Genomic DNA, 20771 nt, shown 5'->3' with positions numbered 1-20771 from the left:
ACATGCGCAGTTCGGTTGAGATCTACAATGTCAGGACGGGCAGGGCCCGCGAGGTCTGGCAGACGGACAGGCTGGTCGAGGCGCCGAACTTCTCGCCGGATGGTTCCTACCTGCTTATGAACGGCGACGGGCTGCTCTATCGCCTCCCGCTCGATGGCGGCGAGGTGGTCAAGGTCGATACCGGCTTTGCCATCAACTGCAACAATGATCACGGCATTTCGCCCGATGGGACTGAAATTGTCATCTCCGACAAGACCGAATTCGGCAAGTCGGCGATCTATATCCTGCCGATCGAAGGCGGCACGCCGCGGCTCATCACGCAGAACCTGCCATCCTACTGGCATGGCTGGTCGCCGGACGGGCGCCAGCTTGCCTATTGCGGCATCCGCGACGACCTCTTCGATATCTACACCATCTCCGTCGATGGCGGCGCCGAAACGCGGCTGACGCATGGCGAGGGACGCAATGACGGACCGGATTATTCCGCCGACGGCCAATGGATCTATTTCAATTCCAGCCGCACCGGGCTGATGCAAATCTGGCGCATCCATCCCGATGGCACCGGGCTCGAGCAGGTGACATCGGACAATCAGGGCAATTGGTTCGCCCATCCATCGCCTACCAATGACAAGGTGCTGATCCTGTCCTACGACCCTTCGGTGTTCGACCATCCGCGCGACCTCGATGTGCGGCTGCGGCTGATGGACATGGACGGCGGCAATCCGAAGACGCTGTTCGAACTCTTCGGCGGGCAGGGCACGATCAATGTGCCCTGCTGGTCTCCTGATGGCGAGGAATTCGCCTATGTCAGGTATTTTCCGGTGAGATCTTGAGACTGGCGCACCGCCATTTTATGATGGGGTGGTGGGTATTTGATGATATCGCGAGACCGCCTACTCGAACACTTTGCTTGGAATCGTTTCAGAAACGGGCTGTCTTTTAACGCCAGCGGCGGCCACCAGCCAGAACAGTCCACCAGCAGCAAAGCCGAATACAGCTGTCACTGCGAGCGATTTGACGGTCTCTAGCAATCCCCACCATGTCATCATGCCGTTTGGTAAGTGATGTGGTCACCAGCATAAGCCTCGTCAGGGCCGAAAAATGCAACTAGGCACATCCAGGGGAAGGTCGCAACAAAGGCTCCAACCATCGCGCAATTTGCAAGGGGCGGCCCTACACGTCGCCTGAAGTAGAATAGCAATGGAATCCCCAACACAGCAGTTGGCGGATACGCACCAATGAGCGCGACGGCCTGAGTTGTTCGGATAACGCGCTCGGTCATATCCGGCAGGCCCTGATACAGTGGGCTGTAAACAGCGTATGCGAAGGACGCGATTTAGGGAACTACGATCAACGCAATCGTTACTCTCCACCAAGGTGGAGATGGAAGAGTTTTTACAGGCATGCGTCCCCTATCGAAAAAGTTTATTCGGCAGGATTGCACGTCACAGTGTGAGTAACAACGTCGCGCCCGGCCTCATCTTCGAATTGCTGATGCGCACGCTTTTGAGGGGTGGGTGATTGGGGGCTCCCAAGTTTGATTGCAGTAGCTGCCTCTAGCTCCGTGTAACTTGCCGAAGCGGACGGGGTATTCTATTTCAAGATGAGCTGTGGCTTTATTCATCTTCCTAATTGTGGGGGAAATATTGTGACCTGAATATCAGTGCTATTCTGGCTGGTAACGACGCCCAATGCTCCAACCCGCTCTTTTGGCATCCGCGAACATGAGGATGAACCTGGAGGTATAGACTTGCTGGCTGTCTTGAGATGCGCGTGGACGCTGCGTGGTTTCACGGTCGCCGGCTCCTTGGTGGCAATGGGTTTCACGCTCGCAGGTTGTTCATATCTTTTTGTCCGTGGCGTCGAGGGAAGCTACCTCGCAACGGGTACTCCGGTGCTCGGAAAGGTGACTGCGAGGGACGAGAGTGAGGAGATGGGGGGGACGATTGAGATCGGCTCGGCCGAAAGGCAGCAATGCAAGGGTCGCTACAGCGTATCGCAGGTGAAGACGAATTTCCGGAAGCTTGAGACCGGCGAGCGAACCTACCGCGGGAAGATCTACTGTCTGGATGGTCGAGCAGGGGCGTTTGAACTCATATCGAAGGATAAGGGGAAAACCGGCTCGATTACCGGCGAAATCAATGGCGAGGCATTTCAACTCGATATGTTCGGATCGAAGAGCCGTGAGTGCATGACGGAAGAATGCAGATGGGGCTTGAAGTGGACTTACGAAAAAGAGCGCGACGACATGCGTACCTATTACAGGGTCGCGACTGAACACGAGCCCGATTCAATGCATCCATGGCTCTATTAAATCTACTCCTATTCCGCGTGCCGGTGATCCGGTCCCGAGCTCCGCCCATGATGGCGGGGCGGTGGGTTAGTAACCCCACGCTGGTTGGGGATCGGCGACTTCGCGTATGATTGGACGAGAAATCTGATATTGGCCTTGGTTCCAACCAGCCTACCGGTACCAACAGCAGCGCCATAGTAATTGTTATAGCCGACCTCGCTGTTGGCAATTGCGGCGAACTTAGCGCCCATCGCGAGCGGCATTGCGGCCAGCGCCACGAATGCGACGACAGGCCCGAGCACCGGCGTAGTGGTGACGATCGATTGAGCACCGTTGATAGCCGCCTCCACAAGACGAAGGTATTTTCCGACCAAGCCGGCTCCGACGACAAATGACGTGCCCGCGAAATATGCGCCTGTGTCGGCCCATCTGGTCGCTCCATCATCAGACACCTGCATTTGGCGGCTGTGGCTCGTTGGGATGAATGGGCATGAACTGGCGGTCACAGCCAACGGCAGTGTCGCCATCGGCGTCCCGTGAGATAACCGGGTTGCCCCCACCGCCCTGTAATGGGCGGCGGGTTTCTGCCCGCTGCGTTTAATGCTGACTATCAGGCTGCGACGGCTGCCTTGCGCCGGGCGCGGGCGGACTGCGCCAGGTCTTCCAGCGTCGCCACCGACATATCCCAGTCGATACAGCCGTCGGTGATGGACTGGCCGTAAACCAGCGGCTTGCCGGGAACGAGGTCCTGGCGGCCGGCGACGAGGTTGCTTTCGATCATCATGCCCTTAATGTCGCTGTTTCCGGCGGCAATCTGGGCGGCAACGGATCTGACGACGAGCGGCTGGTTCATCGGGTCCTTGCCGCTGTTGGCATGGCTGGCATCGATGAGGATGCGCGGGGCCACGCCGAGCTTGACGGCTTCGCTCGTGACGGATTCGACATCGGCCGTCTCATAGTTCGGCCGCTTACCGCCGCGCAGGATGATGTGGCAGTCCTCATTGCCTGTCGTCGAGGCGATTGCTGCCTGTCCGTCTTTGGTCACTGCTGGGAAGTGATGCGGCTGCGAGGCGGCGAGGATGGCGTCGAGCGCGACGCGCACACCACCATCGGTGCCGTTCTTGAAGCCGATCGGGCAGGAAAGGCCGGAGGCAAGCTGGCGGTGGACCTGGCTTTCGGTCGTGCGCGCACCGATCGCGCCCCAACTGACGAGATCGGCAATATATTGCGGCGTGATGGTGTCGAGGAATTCGCAGCCGGCCGGAAGGCCCATGGCATTGATATCGAGCAGCAGTCGTCTCGCAATCCTCAGCCCTTCCTCGATGCGGTAGCTGCCGTCGAGATGCGGGTCATTCATCAGGCCCTTCCAGCCGACGGTCGTGCGGGGTTTTTCGAAGTAGACGCGCATGACGATCTCGAGATCGCCGGCGAAGCGGCGGCGCTGTTCCGCCAGCCGTTCGGCATATTCACTGGCGGCAACGGGATCGTGGATGGAGCAGGGGCCGATGACGACGATCAGGCGGTCGTCTTCGCCTCGGAGAATCTTGTGGACCGCGTTGCGGTTGCTGGTCACGGTCTTACTGACATCAGCATTGCGGGGAATTTCCGCGATGATATCGGCGGGTTTGGTCAGCGGGGTGATTTCGACGATGCGCAGATCGTCAATGGTATCAGACACGGTATGGCTCCTGTTTGGTCATACCGGCGGAACAAAAAAGCCGCCAGGTAGACTAGCGGCTGTTCGGGTTGTCGTCGCGTCGAATTCAGTTACGCATGGACCCGCATCCGCTGAGAGTAGCGGTACCAATAAAATCGCGAGGCGCAGATTGATGTGATCGACATGAGAGGTATGTAGTGTCACGGCGACGCGTTGTCACGCGGAATTTTCCGCCTGAAAATCCGGCGTTCCCCGAGATGGCAACGGCTTCTGCGGAAGGGACACCCCCGGCGAGGCAAGAAGCGCGTCGCACTCGATCTCGTGCAGGCGACGCGCTCTAAGCTTTGTTTAAACCTGTCGCCCTAAAGATGCTTCCGGGCGACGGTCGTTCGCACTGTTCCAGAAGACTCAGTTCCTGAGATCACAGGGCGTCGACGTTCACGCCGACGGTGATGGCGCCGATCGGGGTTCCCTTGTCGTCTGATATCGTGACGCTTGCCTGCGACTGCAGTGTCTGGGTCGACTCATCCTTTTCGATCTCGTCGACGAAGACGGCGTCCTTGCCGGCTCCGAAGGACTTCTGGAACTTGGCCTCGTCGCCCTGCCAGTAATCCGATGTGGTGTCGCTTTGACCGACATTCAGGCCTTTTGTATCCATGACGAAGATTTCCGTGATCTTGCCGCCGGAAGCCTCCTTCTTCCCCTGAAGGAATTTCGACAGTGCGTTGTTGAGCACATCATCGATCATCGAGTGGTCTGAGCCATCGACTTCGGCACGCCACTTCTTGTCAAGGGCGTCGACATCAGCAGCATTGAGATTGGCGTTGGCAGCGTTCTGCGCCTTGATAGCCTCGATGATGGCGGGGTCGTTAAGCCAGGGCTTTACATCGCTCGTCACGTAGTCGGAGATCGGGGCAAGCTTGGCATCCTGTGCCATGGATACGCCGATCGGCATGGCAAATGCGGTGCAGGCCAAAAGAAATGCGGGCACGATTTTCTTCATAGGCGTTTCCTTCCTGATTATAGGTTGCTGAGAACTAAGGCTTATCGGATGCAGTCGACGTCAGAACTCCTCCCAGGCACCGGGAGCAGCGGCAACGGCGGCATTACCTGCATGACGCTGCGTGAAGGCTCTAGTATCGGGACGAGCTTGGCGGGCGGCTTGAATGGGTTTGGGCTGGCTGGCGGTAGACGCACCGACTACGAACCTACCGGCCGAGTCCTGCAACAGGCGTCCTTGCGACAGCAGTTCGTGGCAAGCTGCGTTGGTTTCCTCGACCATTGCCGCGTTCTGCTGTGTCGTCTGATCCATCTGGTTGATCGCGCTGTTGATTTCCTGCAGGCCCGTCGCCTGTTCGCGATAGGATTGGACGATGGAAGCGATGCTATCGCTGATGCGGTTGATCTGCTCCTCGATCTTCAGCAGGGCGTCACCAGTTTCGTTCACCAGCCCGACGCCCGCGGCAACTTCCTGGCCGGATACGTTGATCAGGTTCTTGATTTCCTTTGCGGCATTTGCCGACCGCTGGGCGAGTTCACGCACTTCCTGCGCGACGACAGCAAAACCCTTGCCGGCCTCGCCGGCGCGCGCCGCCTCGACACCGGCGTTCAGCGCCAGCAGGTTCGTCTGGAAGGCGATTTCGTCGATGACGCCGATAATGCGGCCGATCTGGCTCGAGGAGGTTTGAATCCGGTCCATCGCGCCGATTGCATCGCGCACCACCGTCGCCGAGACATGAGCGCTCCGCTTTGTCTCCTCGACCAACTGCCCGGCATTTTCAGCCCGTTGCGACGATGTTCTGACCGTGGTGGTCACCTCATCCAGTGCCGCAGCGGTCTGTTCCAATGCTGCTGCCTGTTGCTCGGTCCGCCTGGCGAGTTGATCCGCGGAGTTCGCCAGCTCGCTGGAGCCGGTTTCAACCGCCACGGAAGCGGTCTTTATCTCTGTCAGAGCGGCCGCGACCGCATCGACCATGTTGTTAAAATCCTGCCGCAATTTATCGAATTCGGGACCGAGATCGGCCAATTGTATCGAGAAATCGCCGGCGGCAAGCTTTTCCAATGCATTTGCGAGAGAGGTCATGACCAGCCGCTGGGTGTTGCTGGCTTCTTCGGTGAACAATACATTGCGCGCCCGTTCGGCGTCGAGCGAAGCGCTCTGCTCGGCAGCGGCCTGCTCTCTCTCGACCTTCGCAATCGCCTCGTGGCGGAAGACTTCCAACGCGCGTGCCAGAAAGCCGATCTCGTCGCCATTTTCCCTGTAGGTGACGGGAGAGGCCAGGTCGCCTTTCTGCAACGCGCTGATTCTCTCACTGAGTATCCTGATGGGCCGGCCAACGAGGCTGCGCATGGCGAGAAGGAAGGCAACGACGGCTATGGCGGTGATCGCGGACTGCGTGAGCAGCGAAATGAGAACTTTCTGCCTGACTTCGGAAGCGATTTTTTCGACGGACCAGTTCGTGACGACGTAACCGGTGGCCTTGCCCGACTTATCCAGCGGGAGCGGCGCGATGATCGTCACGACGCCGGCAGATATTCTACCGTCATCGATGGTCGTCTTTTCCGGTTTCGCGCTCAGGCTCTTCGCCAGATCGGTTGGTGCCGGCAAACCACTGACGCCATCGCGCGCCCAGGTATCGACGGCGGCAGGTTCGGCGTTGAATGCGGCAAACTGCACGAGATCGAGCGAGGGGTCGTCGCGGTAGAGCGAATAAGCCTCTCGAACGGCGTTCGCCTTCCCCCATTTCACGCCGCCCGCTGCCAGAGAGGCAAATTGCTCGGCATCCTTGGACCAGTTCGCCTTGGCGCCATCGATCAAGGCCCGGGTTTCGTACATCCAGGTATAGGTGGCGAAAGCGGAAATGCCGCAGAGGTTCACGGCAACGATAATCGCCGCCAGCTTGGCGGTCAGAGGCATCGTTTTCAAAAATTGGAACATTCCGCGGCGGCCTAGAATTGCGGCTCAGTCGGACATGTTCCGGACTGGCGTATCAATACGGGCATCGACGCTGACGGTCACATCATGAGCCCTCATGCCCATGTCCTGATAGCAACCCAAAACGCGTAAACGCAGTGTGTATTTGATGTGTGAATAAATCATAAAGTAGAATGGGTGCTGGGGTACATGCGGGTCGTTTCACCCTGGCGCCTGCGGGCGCCAAGCCCAGCGAACCGGCGGGTACTGTCGTATCGTGCTGGACGGTGGAGGGATGGAGATACGCTGGGCAACGGCATTGATCGCGGTTGCCTGGCTGCTGTCGGCGTCATCGACATCGCCGAAGGCCATGCAGCGTGTCGGCGGCGTGCGGGCCGCCTTGCCGCCACCGCGCTTTCCTGAAATAGATGCGCCGTCAGGTGCCCGCCGGTAAGGCGGGAGAATCGGGAATCCGGTGCAAAGCCGGAACGTGCCCAACGCTGTAAGGCCGACGTTTGCCGCTTATCACGCCACTGGCTTCTTGCCGGGAAGGCTGCGGCAGACGGATGACGCCCAGTCAGAAGACCGGCCTGGCTAGATAGACCGATCCGCGCGGACGGCGGGGCGGTTGCGTTGTTGGGGATTTGACGATGCGACCCTTTGATGAGGATGCCCTTTCGGCGGCGTCCGGTTTTTCCTTGGCCGAACGCGAGGCCGTCTATCATGCGATCATGACGCGGCGCGACGTTCGCAGCCAGTTCCTGCCTGATCCCTTGCCAGACGATGTCGTGGAGCGTCTGTTGACGGCCGCCCATCACGCGCCGTCGGTTGGTTTCATGCAGCCGTGGAATTTCATTCTGGTGAAAAGCCCGACTGTGCGGGCGCGCGTCCGGAATGCCTTTGCCAGCGCCAACGAGGAGGCGGCGCTGATGTTCGAAGGCGAACGGCGGCAGGCATATCGTTCGCTTAAGCTCGAAGGCATTACGGAGGCGCCGCTCGGGATCTGCGTGACCTGCGATCCCACCCGCGGCGGCAGCGTGGTGCTGGGGCGTACGCACAATCCGAGGATGGATAGCTATTCCACAGTCTGCGCCATCCAGAACCTCTGGCTTGCCGCGCGGGCGGAAGGGGTCGGCGTCGGCTGGGTCAGCATCTTTCATGAAGGCGACCTGAAGAGCATTCTCGGCATACCCGAGCATATCGAGGTGGTCGCCTGGCTCTGTGCCGGTTTCGTCGATCGGCTCTATGACGAGCCGGAACTCTCCGTCAAAGGCTGGCGGCAGCGGCTGCCGCTTGAGGAACTCGTCTTTCATGATGGATGGGGACGAAGCGAGCCCTAAATAAAGTGCGTCGCATCGAAGACGCATGTCGTAGTCCCAAAACCGCCGCGCGGTTTGGGTGGCTTGATTGATATCACTGCTGTTGTTGTGGTTGCGGGCCCGGCGTTGCCGGATTGGTGAGGTCGATCGAGCCCTGATCGCCGGCGAGAAACTGGGGGCCGACCTGACGGACGCGGTTCTGCGTCGGATCGTAGGGGCGCTCGGGAACGGATGGTTGCGGCGCAGCTGCGGCATCCTTCGCCGGGGGATTGGTGCGGATAGTGGTAATGGAGCTCTGCTGCGGTGGTTCGCTCACCACCTGCTTGCCGCGCATCTCCTCATAATAGGCGGTGAGATTGCAGGCGCAGGAGGACTTTTCCCCGGGCGTGCGGTTCTTGTAGGCAAAGGCATTTTTCATGGCGCTGTAGGGCGTGCCCGTTGCGACCGAGATCATGTTCGAGGCTTCGGTGCTCGTCACGTCACGATAGAACAGTTCGGTCTCGATGCCCGGGCACATCTTGGCGCAGGTCTGTGCGTCGCGGCCGAAATCGACCGATGTGGCGTTCGAACTGATCGGAAAGAAGCCGCCGTCACAGCTGCGCACGCACATGGTGCTGACCGGCGAGAGCATTTCGGCCCGCGGCACGCCGTAACGCGGATCGACCTCTTCACCGCCGCCGAGCGGAATAAAGGTGTCGGTGCGCATCGCCTGTTCTTCGACGCTCGGGGCGAGGTCGTCGGCGCTGCGATCGCTCGGGGCATAGAAGTTTTCGCTGTTGCAGCCATTGCGGTCGAGAGCGGCGGTCAGCTCGCGGCGCGCGTCCTCATTGCCGTCGGTCTGGTTGCGCAGCTCGTCACGGCGGTCCTGGAGATAGCGGATGTTGTCGATCATCCGGGCTTCGGACTGCGACAGCTCGGCGCAATAATCGGCATTTTCGCCGCCGATGACGACCATGCTGCCCGAGGTGCAGCCGTTGCCGCGCAGCTCGTTGCGGACCTTGCGCAGCTCGAGGTTCTGCTCGGCCATGGCGCTGGCATATTGGCGCGCTTCCGGACCGTTGGTATTGCCGATCGACCGCGGCAGGTCGGCGAGGCGGCCACGCAGATCCTCACAGATAGTAATGGACTGCCCGGCAGCGGGCGCTGCGAAGACAAGGAAGAGGGCAAGAGACAGGTTTCGGCGTTTCACGGCGTCGTCCCGGAATGAGCAAAGAATCGATCGGTCACTGTCGGCGTCCATCCGCCGCGCCTTGCCTCTTAGCTTGTTTCTCTTAATAAGCTTGGAGATATTCCTAGCGTATTTTCGGGATTTTATCCAGCGGACAGCCAAAGACCCAGTGTTCGATTATGAAGAAGCTGCCGATGGTAATCAACGAGGCCAAGTGCCCACTCCAATCTCCTGGGGCGCTTGAGAAACGTACTCATATCCGGACGCTGAAAATGACAGGAATTGCCAATGAACTCAGCTCCCGCAACGATAGTCGGGCTGCCGGAAACCCAACACGGCTTCCACGTCTTCGTGGACGGCTGTTATGAACCCGGTTCTGGGCACGGAGGTTGGGCATTCGTCGTTTATTGCGATGCCGCGGAAATTGCGTCCGGCTTCGGTGGCGCGGAAGATTCCGCCAATAATTCGATGGAAGTGATGGCCGTCCTCAAGGCTGTGGTTTGGATCAACAGCGAGGCAAGCGGCGAGCCCGCGACCATCTGGTCGGATTCCATCTACGCCATCAAAGGCTGCAACAGCTGGCGACATATCTGGAAGAACAACGGCTGGAAGAAAAGCAGCCCGAATGGGAATGCGCGAAGGCGAACGATCGCCAATGCGGAACTCTGGAAGGCGGTCGATCTTCAACTATCCCAGAATGGCCTGGTGACCATTGCCTGGTGCAAAGGCCATTCCGGCATTGCCGGCAACGAGCGCGCGGATGCGCTCGCGGATAAAGGACGTCTGTCGATACGGAGTGCCTGGTAGGGCATCATGACATGTGTCGGAGCGGCTTCAGGGGCCGCTCGTACTATCCCACGCCCCGGGCCTCATATCTGCTCGATATCAACCGGCTGCAGATGCTCGGGACAAGCCCGAGCATGACGAAAGAGGCGTTGCCGGCTTTGTCGGCAGTCTGAGCCGGCTCAAGCCGGTTGCGATGCCTCGACGACGGCGAGTGCCGCCATATTGACGACGCCGCGGGAGGTGACCGAGGGGGCGAGAATGTGGGCGGGCAGGGCGGTGCCGAGCAGGATCGGGCCGACATGCAGGCCGTCGGTCATCGACTTGACCACACCGAGGGTGATGTTGGCGGCGTCGAGGTTCGGGAAGACCAGGAGGTTCGCCTCGTCGTGCAGGGTCGTGTCCGGCATGACGCGCTTGCGCAGCGCTTCGGTGATGGCGCTTTCGCCGTGCATCTCGCCGTCGACCTCGAGGTCGGGCGCGGCTTCGCGCACGAGCTGCAGGGCGTTGCGCATCTTCGTGGCGCTTTCGGACTCACGCGAGCCGAAGTTGGAATGCGAGACTAGCGCGGCGCGCGGCGTGAGGCCGAAACGGCGGATTTCCTCGGCCGCCAGCACCGTCGCCTCGGCAACCTCCTCGGCAGTCGGATTGAAGGTGACGTAGGTGTCGGTGAAGAAGGTGGCGCCGCGCTGCGAAATCATCAGGCTGAGTGCGGAGAAATCGCGGACATTCTTGCGCTTGCCGATGATCTGGCGGACGTCGCGCAGGTGCTTCTCGTAGCGGCCTTCGAGGCCGCAGATCAGCGCATCGGCCTCGCCGCGCCTCAGCGCCAGCGCGCCGATGACGGTGGTGTTGGTGCGTACGATCGTGCGGGCCGCTTCCGGGATGACGCCGCGGCGGCCGACGAGGGAGAAATAGAGATCGACATATTCGCGGAAGCGCGGATCGTCTTCCGGGTTGATGACCTCGAAATCCTGCAACGGCCGAATGCGCAAGCCGTAGCGCTTCAGGCGCGTCTCAATGACTTGCGGGCGGCCAATCAGGATCGGTTCGGCAAGGCCTTCCTCAAGCAGCACCTGGGCGGCGCGGAGCACGCGCTCGTCCTCACCTTCGGAGAAGATGACACGCTTGCGCTCTGCAGCCTTGGCCGCGGTGAAGATCGGCTTCATGACGAAGCCGGAGCGGAAGACGAAGCGGTTCAACTGGTCGAGATAGGCGTCGAAATCCTGGATCGGGCGGCGCGCGACGCCGCTCTGTTCGGCGGCCTTGGCAACGGCAGGCGCGATGCGCAGGATCAGGCGCGGATCGAAGGGCGAGGGGATCAGGTAGTCGGGGCCGAAGACCGGAGTTTCACCGGAATAGGCGCGGGCGGCGACATCGGACGGCTCTTCGCGGGCAAGGGCTGCGATGGCGCGCACCGCCGCCATCTTCATTTCCTCGTTGATCGTCTCAGCGCCGCAATCGAGCGCGCCGCGAAAGATATAGGGAAAGCAGAGGACGTTGTTGACCTGGTTGGCGAAATCCGAACGGCCGGTGCAGATCATTGCGTCGGGGCGGGCGGCACGGGCGAGATCGGGCATGATCTCCGGCGTCGGATTGGCGAGCGCCATGATCAGCGGCTTGTCGGCCATCTGCGCCAGCAGCTCGGGTTTCAGCACGCCGGCGGCCGAAAGGCCCAAAAAGACGTCGGCGCCGCCGATGTTTTCGGCGAGCGTGCGCGTATCGCTCTTCTGGGCGTAGATGGATTTCCATTCGTCCATCAGCTCGACCCGGCCCTCATAGACCAGGCCTTCTAGATCGTGGACCCAGATGTTTTCGCGCTTCGCCCCGAGAATGACCAGCAGGTTGAGGCAGGCAAGGGCGGCAGCACCGGCGCCGGAGGCGACGATCTTGATGTCGGCGATGTCCTTGCCGGCGAGTTCCAGCCCGTTCAGGATCGCGGCGGCAACGATGATCGCCGTGCCGTGCTGGTCGTCGTGGAAGACCGGGATTTTCATCTTCTCGCGCAGGCGCCGCTCGACCTCGAAACATTCCGGCGCCTTGATGTCCTCAAGATTGATGCCGCCGAAAGTCGGCTCCAGCGAGGCGATGGTCGAAACCATCTGGTCGACGGCTGCGGCGTCGATCTCGATGTCGAAGACGTCGATGCCGGCGAATTTCTTGAAGAGCACGGCCTTGCCCTCCATGACCGGCTTGGAGGCAAGCGGGCCGATATTGCCGAGGCCGAGCACGGCGGTGCCGTTGGAGATGACGGCGACGAGATTGGCGCGCGAGGTATATTCGGCCGCCATTTCGGGATTGTCGCGGATGGCAAGGCAAGGGGCGGCAACGCCCGGCGAATAGGCGAGCGCCAGGTCGCGCTGGTTGCCGAGCGGCTTGGTCGCCTGGATCTCCAGCTTGCCGGGGCGGGGATAGCGGTGGAAGAAAAGCGCCTGCTCGTCGAGATCGCCGCTCGTCAAGTTCTTTTCCGTCTTCGATTTTTCCAGGTGATCCATCGCCGCCTCCGTGCACGTCTTTTGAGCTCCCTCCATACATCAATCGGCTACGGGCGACAGTATGGAAATGCGGGGTGGCTCAAGTTTTCGCAAAGGGTCAAATGGCACACCCGCTCTGCCCGCGAATCAGAGGGGTCGTCGGACCAATTCGATTGCGATCGTTTCAGTTAGCTAATCCTTCTGGAAGCTTGTCTGGCCGCGGCAACGGGCGCAAAATGCCGGCCGCGACGGTGCGGGGCGCCGGTCGCATGGAGGAAACCATGGACAATTTGAACCTGACGACCCTGCAAAGGGGTCAGACGATGGTCAATGACGTGGCCATCGATGCCTTTGCCGCCGGATTTCGCGGCAGTCTTCTGACCAGTAAGGACGTGGATTACAACGAGGCGCGGGCGATCTGGAATGCAATGATCGATCGCCGGCCGGGGCTGATCGCGCGCTGCGCAGGTGCTGCGGATGTCGTGCGGGCGGTGCGGTTTGCGCGTGACAATAATCTGCTCGTTTCGGTGCGCGGCGGCGGCCACGGCATCGCCGGCAATGCCGTCTGCGAGGGTGGCGTCGTCATCGACCTGTCGGCGATGAAATCGGTGCGGGTCGATCCGCAGACGCGGCGCGCCAGGATCGAGCCGGGCGCAACACTTGCCGATGTCGACAAGGAAACGCTGGCCTTCGGGCTGGCGCTGCCGACGGGCATCAATTCGACCACCGGCATCGCCGGGTTGACGTTGGGCGGTGGCTTCGGCTGGCTGACCCGCAAATTCGGGCTGACGATCGACAATCTGCTTTCGGTAGATGTGGTGACGGCCGACGGCGAGTTGGTCAAGGCGAGCGAGACGGAAAAACCCGACCTCTTCTGGGCGCTACGCGGCGGCGGCGGCAATTTCGGCGTCGTGACCTCGTTCGAGTTCAAGCTTAACCCTCTCACCACGGAGGTTCTCGCCGGGCTGGTCGTACATCCCTTCGCCGATGCGGAAACGGTGCTCAAGGAGTACCGGCAGGCGCTGGAGGCGGCACCTGACGAACTGACCTGCTGGGTGGTGATGCGCCAGGCGCCGCCGCTGCCGTTCCTTCCCGCCGAATGGCACGGAAAGGAAATCGTCGTGCTGGCGATGTGTTATTGCGGAGACATCGCAGCGGGAGAAAAGGCGACGGCCAGATTACGTGCGATCGGAAATCCGATTGCCGACGTCGTCGGCCCGGTGCCGTTCGCCGGCTGGCAGCAGGCGTTCGACCCGTTGCTCACGCCAGGTGCGCGCAATTACTGGAAGAGCCAGGATTTCGCCTCGCTTTCGGATCCGGCGATCGACGTCCTGCTCAATGCCGTGCGCAAGCTGCCCGGCCCGGAATGCGAGATCTTCATCGGCCATGTCGGCGGTGCGGCCGGGCGTGTTCCGACCGAAGCCACCGCGTTTCCGCAGCGCAGCTCGCATTTCGTCATGAATGTGCATGCGCGCTGGCGGGAAGCCGGGATGGACGGAAGCTGCACCGGCTGGGCGCGTGAGCTTTTCGAGGCAACCAAGCCGCATTCGGTCGGTACCGCCTATATCAACTTCATGCCGGAAGACGAAACCGATCGGGTCGAAATAGCATACGGGACCAACTACCACCGCCTTGCCGAAATCAAGCTGCGCTACGATCCGAACAACCTGTTCCGCATGAACCAGAACGTCAAACCCGTGGCGGCCGTGCGCGCCGCCTGACGGGGTGGCGAAATCAAGGCCTTGAATCACTCCGTCGCGCGCTTGCTCAACGCGCGGCGGCACGAGGTTCTGGCGCTCGTAGCATAATGTCCTTGGCCGGTGACATGCCGATCGTTTCGGTCCGGCGTCGCTACCTGCCGGGCTTCGGCGTGATCGTCACGTCCGCGCCATAGGCATCGCGCAGTTCGCCTTCCTGTCCCGGCTGCCGGTCGGCGGCCTGATGCAGCAGGATCGACTCGTATCCTTGCGAGCGCGTCCCCTCGATCAGGGTGATATCGGCGTTTCCGGGATTGTCGGAGTGCTCGAACCATTCGACAGGGCGGTGCAGGAAATTCATTTCGACCGCCCGGTTGGTGACGCCATGACCGACGATCACGACGTTGTGGTCGCTATTTTCGGCATCGTGCATGACGGTCTGGAGGAACAGGCGCACCCGCTGGGCCACATCCGCCCGGCTTTCGCCATCCGGCGGCCGTGCGTAGAACTTGGCGCTGTTGCTGCGCAGCCTCGCCCATCTTTCGAACTCTTCGGGAAACTTCCGCTTCTGTTCGGCGCGGTCGTAGATTTCGGTGAAGAGACCGAAATCCTGTTCGCGCAGCAGATAGTCTTCCCTGATATCGCCGATGAAGCTTGCCGGCAGGGCTTCGAGCAGCGCATCCTTGCTCTGCCGCGTCCTCAGAAAGGGCGAATACCAGATATGCAGCTTGCCGAAACCCGCGCTCGGCAGTGCTTGCAGATAGGAGGCGATCACGCCGCCTGCTTCGAGCGCCTGCCGATGGCCCCACTGCGTCAGCGGCACATTGTGATCGCCGAATTGGCGGTAGGCCTGTTCGTTGATGTTGCCGAGGGATTCGCCGTGGCGAACGAGAAAGAGACGCATCAGCCATCCCGCATTGTCGGATATGGAATCGCCGTCATCATGAACGCCCTGAATGCGCACGGCAACCTCGTCAGTGGGCTTGGCGGCGACGGGCGTGCTGCACGCGCGGCGACGGCCAGGCGGCCGCGCGGAATGGACGGGTTGCAGGGCTTTTCCCCAGCTTGTCATCTTCCTGAAACACGAGTCTGGTTTTGGAAGGCTAGATGAAAGATGGGACATGAGCGGCAGCTCGTGAAAGACATGATGGAACCCAGACATTTCCGCACGCTCTTCATTTCCGATGTCCATCTCGGCTCGAAGGCCGCGAAGGCCGACTTCCTGCTGGATTTCCTGCGCCACCACGAGGCCGATACGATCGTGCTCGTCGGCGACATCGTCGACGGTTGGCGCCTGAAGCGCAGCTGGTACTGGCCGCAGGTCTGCAACGATGTCGTCCAGAAGCTGTTGCGCAAGGCGCGCAAGGGCACGCGCGTCGTCTATATTCCCGGCAATCACGACGAATTCCTGCGCGCCTTCCCGGGCATGCATTTCGGCGGCATCGAAGTCGTCGAGCGCATGATGCTTGACGGCGCCGACGGCAAGAAATACCTGATCCTGCACGGCGACGAGTTCGACATCGTCGTCCGCAACGCCCGACTGCTGGCCTATCTCGGCGACTGGGCCTATGACACGGCGATCCGCATCAACGTCATCCTGGCGGCGGTGCGCCGCCGGCTTGGCATGCCCTACTGGTCATTCTCGGCCTGGGCGAAGCTGCAGGTCAAACATGCGGTCAATTTCATCGGTGAATTCGAGCGCGTCGTGGCCGAGGAAGCCCGCAAAAACGGCGCCGACGGGGTGATCTGCGGACATATCCACCATGCCATCATCCAGGACATGGACGGCATCCGCTACATCAATACCGGCGATTGGGTGGAAAGCTGCACGGCGGTCGCCGAGCACGAGGATGGCACGTTCGAACTGATCACCTGGCGGGCGCTTGCCAGTAGCGTGCCGGCGCTTGCCGCCATCGAAATGCATGATGAGGGCGAACTGGCCCCGCAGGCCGCTTGATTCTGGCGGCGGCGCATCCGCGTTTGCGCTTTACAGCGCCGCGCGTCTTTTCAGACGCGTATAGGACGCCGCAAACACTTAAGATAAAACAGTAGGTATTTGGCCGTTACCGTTTGGCGACAGGCCTTGTTTATTTTCTAAAACGTTTCAGAACGGCTATTTCTCGCAATAGTCGCCTCCAGGGTGGTGTGTTAGGACAGCGTCCAGTTTCCTGCAGGTCCACCTATGATTCCCGCTCAAAATTCCCCGACGGGTGAGGGAGCGCCGCCGCGTTTCCGGCTGCTCAGCGCGCTTTCCTATTGCGCGCCGCTGCTCGTCAACGGCATCGTCCTGCCGTTCTTTCCCGTCTGGCTCGCAACCCACAGCTTCAGCGACCACGAAATCGGCATCATCCTTGCCATACCGATGGTGGTTCGCGTGCTGGTGGCGCCTGTCGTCGCCATGATCGCCGACCGCTTGAAGGAGCGCGCCGACGTGCTGCTTTGGTCGGGCGGCATGTCGCTGCTGACGGCGATCGCGCTCTTCTGGACGACGACCTTCTGGCCCGTGGCGATCATCTATGCGCTGCAGGGCGCCACCTTCGCGCCCTATGTGCCTATCGTCGAATCGATCGTCATCTCAGGTGTGCGCCGCTGGGGGCTCGATTACGGGTCGATGCGCGTGTGGGGCTCGATCGCCTTCATCGTCTCGACGCTGGTTGGTGGCCAGATGATCAGCCGATGGGGCGGCGGGATGGTGCTTGATGTCATGGTGTTCGGCTTTATCATGACCGTTGTCATGGCGATCTTCTGTCCGCGCATCGGGCCGACGCGGCGCCGCGGCCAGCCGATCAACATTCCGGCCGCCACCGGCAGCGGCCTGCGCGAGCCGCACCTGCTGCTGCTTTTGATCGGCGTCGCCATCCAGCAGTCGAGCCATGCGGTGCTCAACGCTTTTTCCTCGATCTATTGGCATCAGCTCGGCTTCTCCGGCACTGAGGTCGGGCTGCTCTGGAGCGCCGGCGTCGCTTCGGAAGTGACGGTGTTCTTCCTGTCGAAGCGTCTCAACCGTCGCTTCGACGCCTGGACGCTGATCCGCTTCGGCTGCGCCATCAGCGTCTGCCGCTGGATCCTGTTTCCGATGAATACCGGTTTTGCCGGTTTCTTCCTGCTGCAATGTTTCCACGGCTTTACCTACGCCTTCGTGCATACCGGCGTGCAGCGGCGGATCATGGCGACGGTTCAGGAAACGCAGGAATCATCAGCGCAGGGCGCCTATTTCTTCTATGTCGGCATGGCGATGGCGCTGATGACCCTGGCGTCGGGTTATCTCTACGCCTGGCTCGGCGTTGTCAGCTATTACGTCATGGCGCTGATCGCGTTTTCCGGCCTCTGCCTCGTCATCTCAGCCTATTACCTTCAACCCCAGAGGGTGCTTTCGGGCGGAAAGACCAGCGAAGCGGCGTAGCGCAGGCCGGGTTCGCGGTCGCGGGCCAGCAGCAACGGGCCGTCGAGATCGACGAAATCGGCATTTTGGGCGAGCAGAACGGCGGGCGCCATGGCAAGCGAGGTACCGACCATGCAGCCGATCATGATGCTGAATCCGAGCCGTTCGGCCTCGACCTTCATCGACAGCGCCTCCGTCAGTCCGCCGGTCTTGTCGAGCTTGATATTGATCGCGTCGTAGCGGTCGGCGAGGCTCGCGAGATCGCCGGTATGGTGGACGCTCTCGTCGGCGCAGACGAGGAGCGGGCGGTTGATTTCGGCGAGCAGCCCATCGCGGCCAGCCGGCAGCGGCTGCTCGACGAGGGCGATGCCTGCTTCTGCGGCAATATGGAGATGACGCTCCAACACGGCCTCCGGCCAGCCCTCATTGGCGTCGAGAATGATGGCGGCGTCGGGCGCGGCGACGCGGACGGCGCGGATGCGGCTTTCATCGTCGCCGGTGCCGACCTTGACCTTCAGCAGGGCGCGGCCGGCATGCTCGCGCGCCTGGGCGGCCATCACCTCCGGCGTGCCGAGCGAGATGGTGTAAGCGGTGGTGAGCGGCTGCGGAGCGGCAATGCCGAGGCGGGCGGCGACGCTGTCTCCTGTCTGTTTTGCCTGGAGATCCCAGAGGGCACAATCGACGGCGTTACGGGCCGCGCCCGGCGACATGGCCGATAGCAGGTCGCTGCGCGAAATGCCGGCCTCGATCAGCGGTCGCGCCGCGTCGATCTGGGCGAAAACGCTCTGCATGGTCTCGCCGTAGCGGCGGTAAGGCACGCATTCGCCGCGCCCCTGCGCACCCTTTTCGACAAGCGTGCAGGTGATCACTTCGGCCTCGGTCTTTGCCCCGCGCGAGATAGTGAAGGTCCCGGCAATCGGAAAGGAATTCATCTGGATATCGAGGGTGCGCGGCATTATTGCTCTCCTACGAGCATGGAAATTGCACGGTGCTTCTGTATATTGACGCGCCGGGCGACGAACGATCTGCTTCGCGAGTCGGCAATGTCGCTATAAGCCTTGAAAGACACAAGTATCTTGAACGCCGAGAATCGCAACGCCGCCTCCCTTGATGTGGACGACCAGGCTGATGGCTCGGGACAGCGTGTGCGTCTTCAAGGAAATTGGCGCAGCGCCTACATCCATCTGGTGCTGCGCGATTTCGAAAAGCTGCTGCAGAAAAAGACCGGTGACTTGACCGTAGACCTCTCGGACGTTTCGGATATTGACACCGCCGGCATCTGGCTGCTGTGCCGGCTGAAGAAACAAGAAGAGGCGAGCGGCCGGGTGGTTCGCTTCGAAGGCACCAATCCGCATATCGACGAAATGCTGGAGATGTTTTCCGAGGAGCCGGCCAAGCCCGAGCCGGAGCAGACGGAGAAAGTCTCGCTTATTGCGCGCATCTTCGCGCCGATCGGCAAAATGACCTATGAGATCTGGGACAATTTCGCTGCCGCCATGTATATCCTCGGCTCGGCGGTGCGCGGCGCCCAGATGAAATTCGGCCGCGGCAGCGGCGTTTCACCGGCCTCAATCGTCAACCAGATCGACCATATGGGCGTTCGCGCCGTCCCGATCATCCTGCTGATGTCGTTTCTGATCGGGGCGATCATTGCCCAGCAGGGCGCCTTTCAGCTGCGCTACTTCGGCGCTGAGGTTTTTGTCGTCGATCTCGTCGGCATCCTGCAATTGCGCGAAATCGGCGTGCTTCTGACCTCGATCATGATCGCCGGCCGCTCGGGCAGCGCGATCACCGCCGAAATCGGCTCGATGAAGATGCGCGAGGAGATCGACGCGCTGAAGGTGATGGGGCTGAACCCGATCGGCGTGCTGATCTTCCCGCGGCTGGTGGCGCTGACCATTGCGCTGCCGCTTTTGACGGTGCTGGCAAATTTCGCTTCGCTGGGAGGGGCTGCCGCTGTCGCCTGGGGCTATTCCGGCATCACCTTCGCCAACTTCCTGTCGCGCCTGCACGAGGCGGTGACGCTGTCGACCGTGCTGTCGGGCATGATCAAGGCGCCGTTCATGGCGCTGGTCATCGGCATCGTCGCCGCCGTCGAGGGGCTGAAGGTGGGCGGCAGCGCGGAATCGCTCGGCCAGCATGTCACGGCCTCGGTGGTGAAGGCGATTTTCGTCGTCATCCTGATGGACGGGCTTTTTGCGATGTTCTATGCAGCGATCGACTTCTAGCATGGCGAATCGCGTGGACGAGAAACCGATCGATACGGAAGACAAGGACGAAAGGGACATCGTGCTGTCGGCGCGCGACGTCACCGTCGGCTTCGGCTCCAAGGTCGTGCTCGACAATCTGAACCTCAATATCTACCGCGGCGAGATCCTCGGCTTCGTCGGCGCGTCGGGCACCGGCAAATCGGTGCTGATGCGCACGGTGCTCCGGCTGCTGCCGCGCCGCTCCGGCACGATCAAGATCCTCGGCCAGAATTTCGACGAACTCGACGAGCCGCAGCGCAACGCGCTCGACATGCGGCTCGGCGTGCTGTTCCAGCAGGGAGCACTGTTTTCGTCGCTGACGGTCAAGGAAAACATCCAGGTGCCGATGCGCGAATATCTCGACTTGCCGACCTCGCTGATGGATGAGCTGGCGCATCTGAAGATCCGTATGGTCGGGCTTGCAGCCGATGCCGCCGACAAATATCCCTCCGAACTGTCTGGCGGCATGATCAAGCGCGCAGCCCTTGCGCGCGCGCTCTCACTCGATCCGGAACTGGTCTTCCTGGACGAGCCAACCTCCGGCCTCGACCCGATCGGCGCGGCCGAATTCGACGAACTGATCGCCAGCCTGCGCAATAGTCTGGGATTGACCGTGTATATGGTCACGCACGACCTCGACAGCCTGTTTTCGGTCTGCGACCGTATTGCCGTGCTCGGAAAGAAGCGAGTAATGGTGGAAGGCACGATCGACGACATGCTGGCCTATGACGATCCGTGGGTGCAGGCCTATTTCAAGGGCAAACGCGCGCGGTCGATCGTGCCGCAGAACGCTACTGCCGCGCGGCACGACAGCAGCGGAAAGTGACCGGATAAG

Annotated in this window: 17 protein-coding genes, 1 pseudogene and 1 riboswitch; of the genes and pseudogenes, 10 read left to right on the top strand and 8 right to left on the bottom strand. The window is 61.2% G+C overall.

The genetic code is table 11. The annotated features are described in order from the left end of the window. Positions 1–2: 2 nt before the first annotated feature. Complete coding sequence (locus tag N2600_RS11750; protein WP_260298781.1) at positions 3–833, top strand: TolB family protein; 831 nt, start codon at positions 3–5, stop codon at positions 831–833. A 917-nt stretch (positions 834–1750) separates the two neighbouring features. Further along, on the top strand, positions 1751–2314 hold the full coding sequence (locus tag N2600_RS11745; RefSeq protein WP_260298780.1) for a hypothetical protein: 564 nt from the start codon (positions 1751–1753) through the stop codon (positions 2312–2314). A gap of 8 nt (positions 2315–2322) precedes the next feature. On the opposite strand, the gene N2600_RS11740 is transcribed toward N2600_RS11745, so the two are convergent. The 4 genes from N2600_RS11740 to N2600_RS11725 form a co-directional block, all read right to left on the bottom strand. After that, positions 2323–2820, bottom strand: a complete 498-nt coding sequence (locus N2600_RS11740) for a hypothetical protein (protein ID WP_260298779.1) — start codon at positions 2818–2820, stop codon at positions 2323–2325. 83 nt (positions 2821–2903) lie between these two features. Next, positions 2904–3971 carry a 3-deoxy-7-phosphoheptulonate synthase gene (locus tag N2600_RS11735; RefSeq protein WP_260298778.1) on the bottom strand — a complete coding sequence of 356 codons (1068 nt, stop codon included), beginning with the start codon at positions 3969–3971 and terminating at the stop codon, positions 2904–2906. A gap of 400 nt (positions 3972–4371) precedes the next feature. Further along, positions 4372–4953 (bottom strand): hypothetical protein, encoded by a 582-nt coding sequence (locus N2600_RS11730; RefSeq protein WP_260298777.1) that lies wholly within the window; start codon positions 4951–4953, stop codon positions 4372–4374. Between the two features lie 60 nt (positions 4954–5013). Then, complete coding sequence (locus tag N2600_RS11725; protein WP_260298776.1) at positions 5014–6888, bottom strand: methyl-accepting chemotaxis protein; 1875 nt, start codon at positions 6886–6888, stop codon at positions 5014–5016. Positions 6889–7159: 271 nt separating this feature from the next. Between N2600_RS11725 and N2600_RS11720 the strand changes: the two genes are divergently transcribed. Next, positions 7160–7318, top strand: coding sequence for a hypothetical protein (locus N2600_RS11720; protein ID WP_222385171.1), 159 nt, complete (start codon positions 7160–7162; stop codon positions 7316–7318). Continuing rightward, a riboswitch (cobalamin riboswitch) is annotated at positions 7286–7472 on the top strand. It overlaps the preceding gene by 33 nt. Before the next feature lie 42 nt (positions 7473–7514). Continuing rightward, positions 7515–8204 (top strand): 5,6-dimethylbenzimidazole synthase, encoded by a 690-nt coding sequence (gene bluB / locus N2600_RS11715; RefSeq protein WP_170261020.1) that lies wholly within the window; start codon positions 7515–7517, stop codon positions 8202–8204. A gap of 73 nt (positions 8205–8277) precedes the next feature. Here the strand turns inward: bluB and N2600_RS11710 are convergent, their stop codons facing one another. Next, positions 8278–9372, bottom strand: a complete 1095-nt coding sequence (locus N2600_RS11710; RefSeq protein ID WP_170261018.1) for a DUF2865 domain-containing protein — start codon at positions 9370–9372, stop codon at positions 8278–8280. Between the two features lie 251 nt (positions 9373–9623). Between N2600_RS11710 and N2600_RS11705 the strand changes: the two are divergent. Next, positions 9624–10158, top strand: a pseudogene (locus tag N2600_RS11705) (ribonuclease H family protein). Between the two features lie 158 nt (positions 10159–10316). Here the strand turns inward: N2600_RS11705 and N2600_RS11700 are convergent. Then, entirely contained in the window at positions 10317–12629 is a 2313-nt protein-coding gene (locus N2600_RS11700; protein ID WP_222385169.1) for an NADP-dependent malic enzyme, read from the bottom strand. A gap of 260 nt (positions 12630–12889) precedes the next feature. On the opposite strand from N2600_RS11700, the gene N2600_RS11695 reads away from it, so the two are divergent. Next, positions 12890–14329, top strand: a complete 1440-nt coding sequence (locus tag N2600_RS11695) for an FAD-binding oxidoreductase (protein ID WP_260110953.1) — start codon at positions 12890–12892, stop codon at positions 14327–14329. Between the two features lie 130 nt (positions 14330–14459). Here N2600_RS11695 and N2600_RS11690 read toward each other — a convergent pair whose 3' ends face one another. Further along, positions 14460–15209 carry a histidine phosphatase family protein gene (locus tag N2600_RS11690; RefSeq protein ID WP_260298898.1) on the bottom strand — a complete coding sequence of 250 codons (750 nt, stop codon included), beginning with the start codon at positions 15207–15209 and terminating at the stop codon, positions 14460–14462. A 210-nt stretch (positions 15210–15419) separates the two neighbouring features. On the opposite strand from N2600_RS11690, the gene N2600_RS11685 reads away from it, so the two are divergent. Both N2600_RS11685 and N2600_RS11680 read left to right on the top strand, forming a co-directional pair. Continuing rightward, positions 15420–16262 (top strand): UDP-2,3-diacylglucosamine diphosphatase, encoded by an 843-nt coding sequence (locus tag N2600_RS11685; protein WP_017964536.1) that lies wholly within the window; start codon positions 15420–15422, stop codon positions 16260–16262. A gap of 225 nt (positions 16263–16487) precedes the next feature. Continuing rightward, complete coding sequence (locus N2600_RS11680) at positions 16488–17708, top strand: MFS transporter (RefSeq protein WP_170281231.1); 1221 nt, start codon at positions 16488–16490, stop codon at positions 17706–17708. Here N2600_RS11680 and dgcA read toward each other — a convergent pair. Beyond that, positions 17660–18643 carry an N-acetyl-D-Glu racemase DgcA gene (gene dgcA / locus N2600_RS11675; RefSeq protein WP_260298775.1) on the bottom strand — a complete coding sequence of 328 codons (984 nt, stop codon included), beginning with the start codon at positions 18641–18643 and terminating at the stop codon, positions 17660–17662. The genes N2600_RS11680 and dgcA overlap by 49 nt on opposite strands. A 102-nt stretch (positions 18644–18745) precedes the next feature. Here dgcA and N2600_RS11670 point away from each other — a divergent pair, with 102 nt between their 5' ends. Further along, positions 18746–19915, top strand: coding sequence for an MlaE family lipid ABC transporter permease subunit (locus tag N2600_RS11670; RefSeq protein ID WP_222385167.1), 1170 nt, complete (start codon positions 18746–18748; stop codon positions 19913–19915). A gap of 1 nt (position 19916) precedes the next feature. After that, positions 19917–20762: an ABC transporter ATP-binding protein gene (locus tag N2600_RS11665; RefSeq protein ID WP_170255769.1), complete on the top strand. Its 846-nt coding sequence runs from the start codon at positions 19917–19919 to the stop codon at positions 20760–20762. The last annotated feature ends 9 nt before the right edge of the window (positions 20763–20771 follow it).

The sequence above is a fragment of the Rhizobium sp. WSM1274 genome, from assembly GCF_025200775.1.
Taxonomy (GTDB): domain Bacteria; phylum Pseudomonadota; class Alphaproteobacteria; order Rhizobiales; family Rhizobiaceae; genus Rhizobium; species Rhizobium leguminosarum_I.
The sequence above is the reverse complement of the archived record's forward strand: the minus strand, read 5'-3'. Positions and strand labels throughout refer to the sequence as shown.

Bases quoted from the DNA above. Each gene is read 5' to 3' on its own strand.
- N2600_RS11750 (WP_260298781.1), top strand. From the start codon at position 3: ATGCGCAGTTCGGTTGAGATCTACAATGTCAGGACGGGCAGGGCCCGC.
- N2600_RS11685 (WP_017964536.1), top strand. From the start codon at position 15,420: ATGGGACATGAGCGGCAGCTCGTGAAAGACATGATGGAACCCAGACAT.
- bluB (WP_170261020.1), top strand. From the start codon at position 7,515: ATGCGACCCTTTGATGAGGATGCCCTTTCGGCGGCGTCCGGTTTTTCC.
- N2600_RS11730 (WP_260298777.1), bottom strand. From the start codon at position 4,953: ATGAAGAAAATCGTGCCCGCATTTCTTTTGGCCTGCACCGCATTTGCC.
- dgcA (WP_260298775.1), bottom strand. From the start codon at position 18,643: ATGCCGCGCACCCTCGATATCCAGATGAATTCCTTTCCGATTGCCGGG.
- N2600_RS11740 (WP_260298779.1), bottom strand. From the start codon at position 2,820: ATGGCGACACTGCCGTTGGCTGTGACCGCCAGTTCATGCCCATTCATC.
- N2600_RS11720 (WP_222385171.1), top strand. From the start codon at position 7,160: ATGGAGATACGCTGGGCAACGGCATTGATCGCGGTTGCCTGGCTGCTG.
- N2600_RS11665 (WP_170255769.1), top strand. From the start codon at position 19,917: ATGGCGAATCGCGTGGACGAGAAACCGATCGATACGGAAGACAAGGAC.
- N2600_RS11700 (WP_222385169.1), bottom strand. From the start codon at position 12,629: ATGGATCACCTGGAAAAATCGAAGACGGAAAAGAACTTGACGAGCGGC.
- N2600_RS11725 (WP_260298776.1), bottom strand. From the start codon at position 6,888: ATGTTCCAATTTTTGAAAACGATGCCTCTGACCGCCAAGCTGGCGGCG.
- N2600_RS11695 (WP_260110953.1), top strand. From the start codon at position 12,890: ATGGACAATTTGAACCTGACGACCCTGCAAAGGGGTCAGACGATGGTC.
- N2600_RS11690 (WP_260298898.1), bottom strand. From the start codon at position 15,209: ATGCGTCTCTTTCTCGTTCGCCACGGCGAATCCCTCGGCAACATCAAC.
- N2600_RS11680 (WP_170281231.1), top strand. From the start codon at position 16,488: ATGATTCCCGCTCAAAATTCCCCGACGGGTGAGGGAGCGCCGCCGCGT.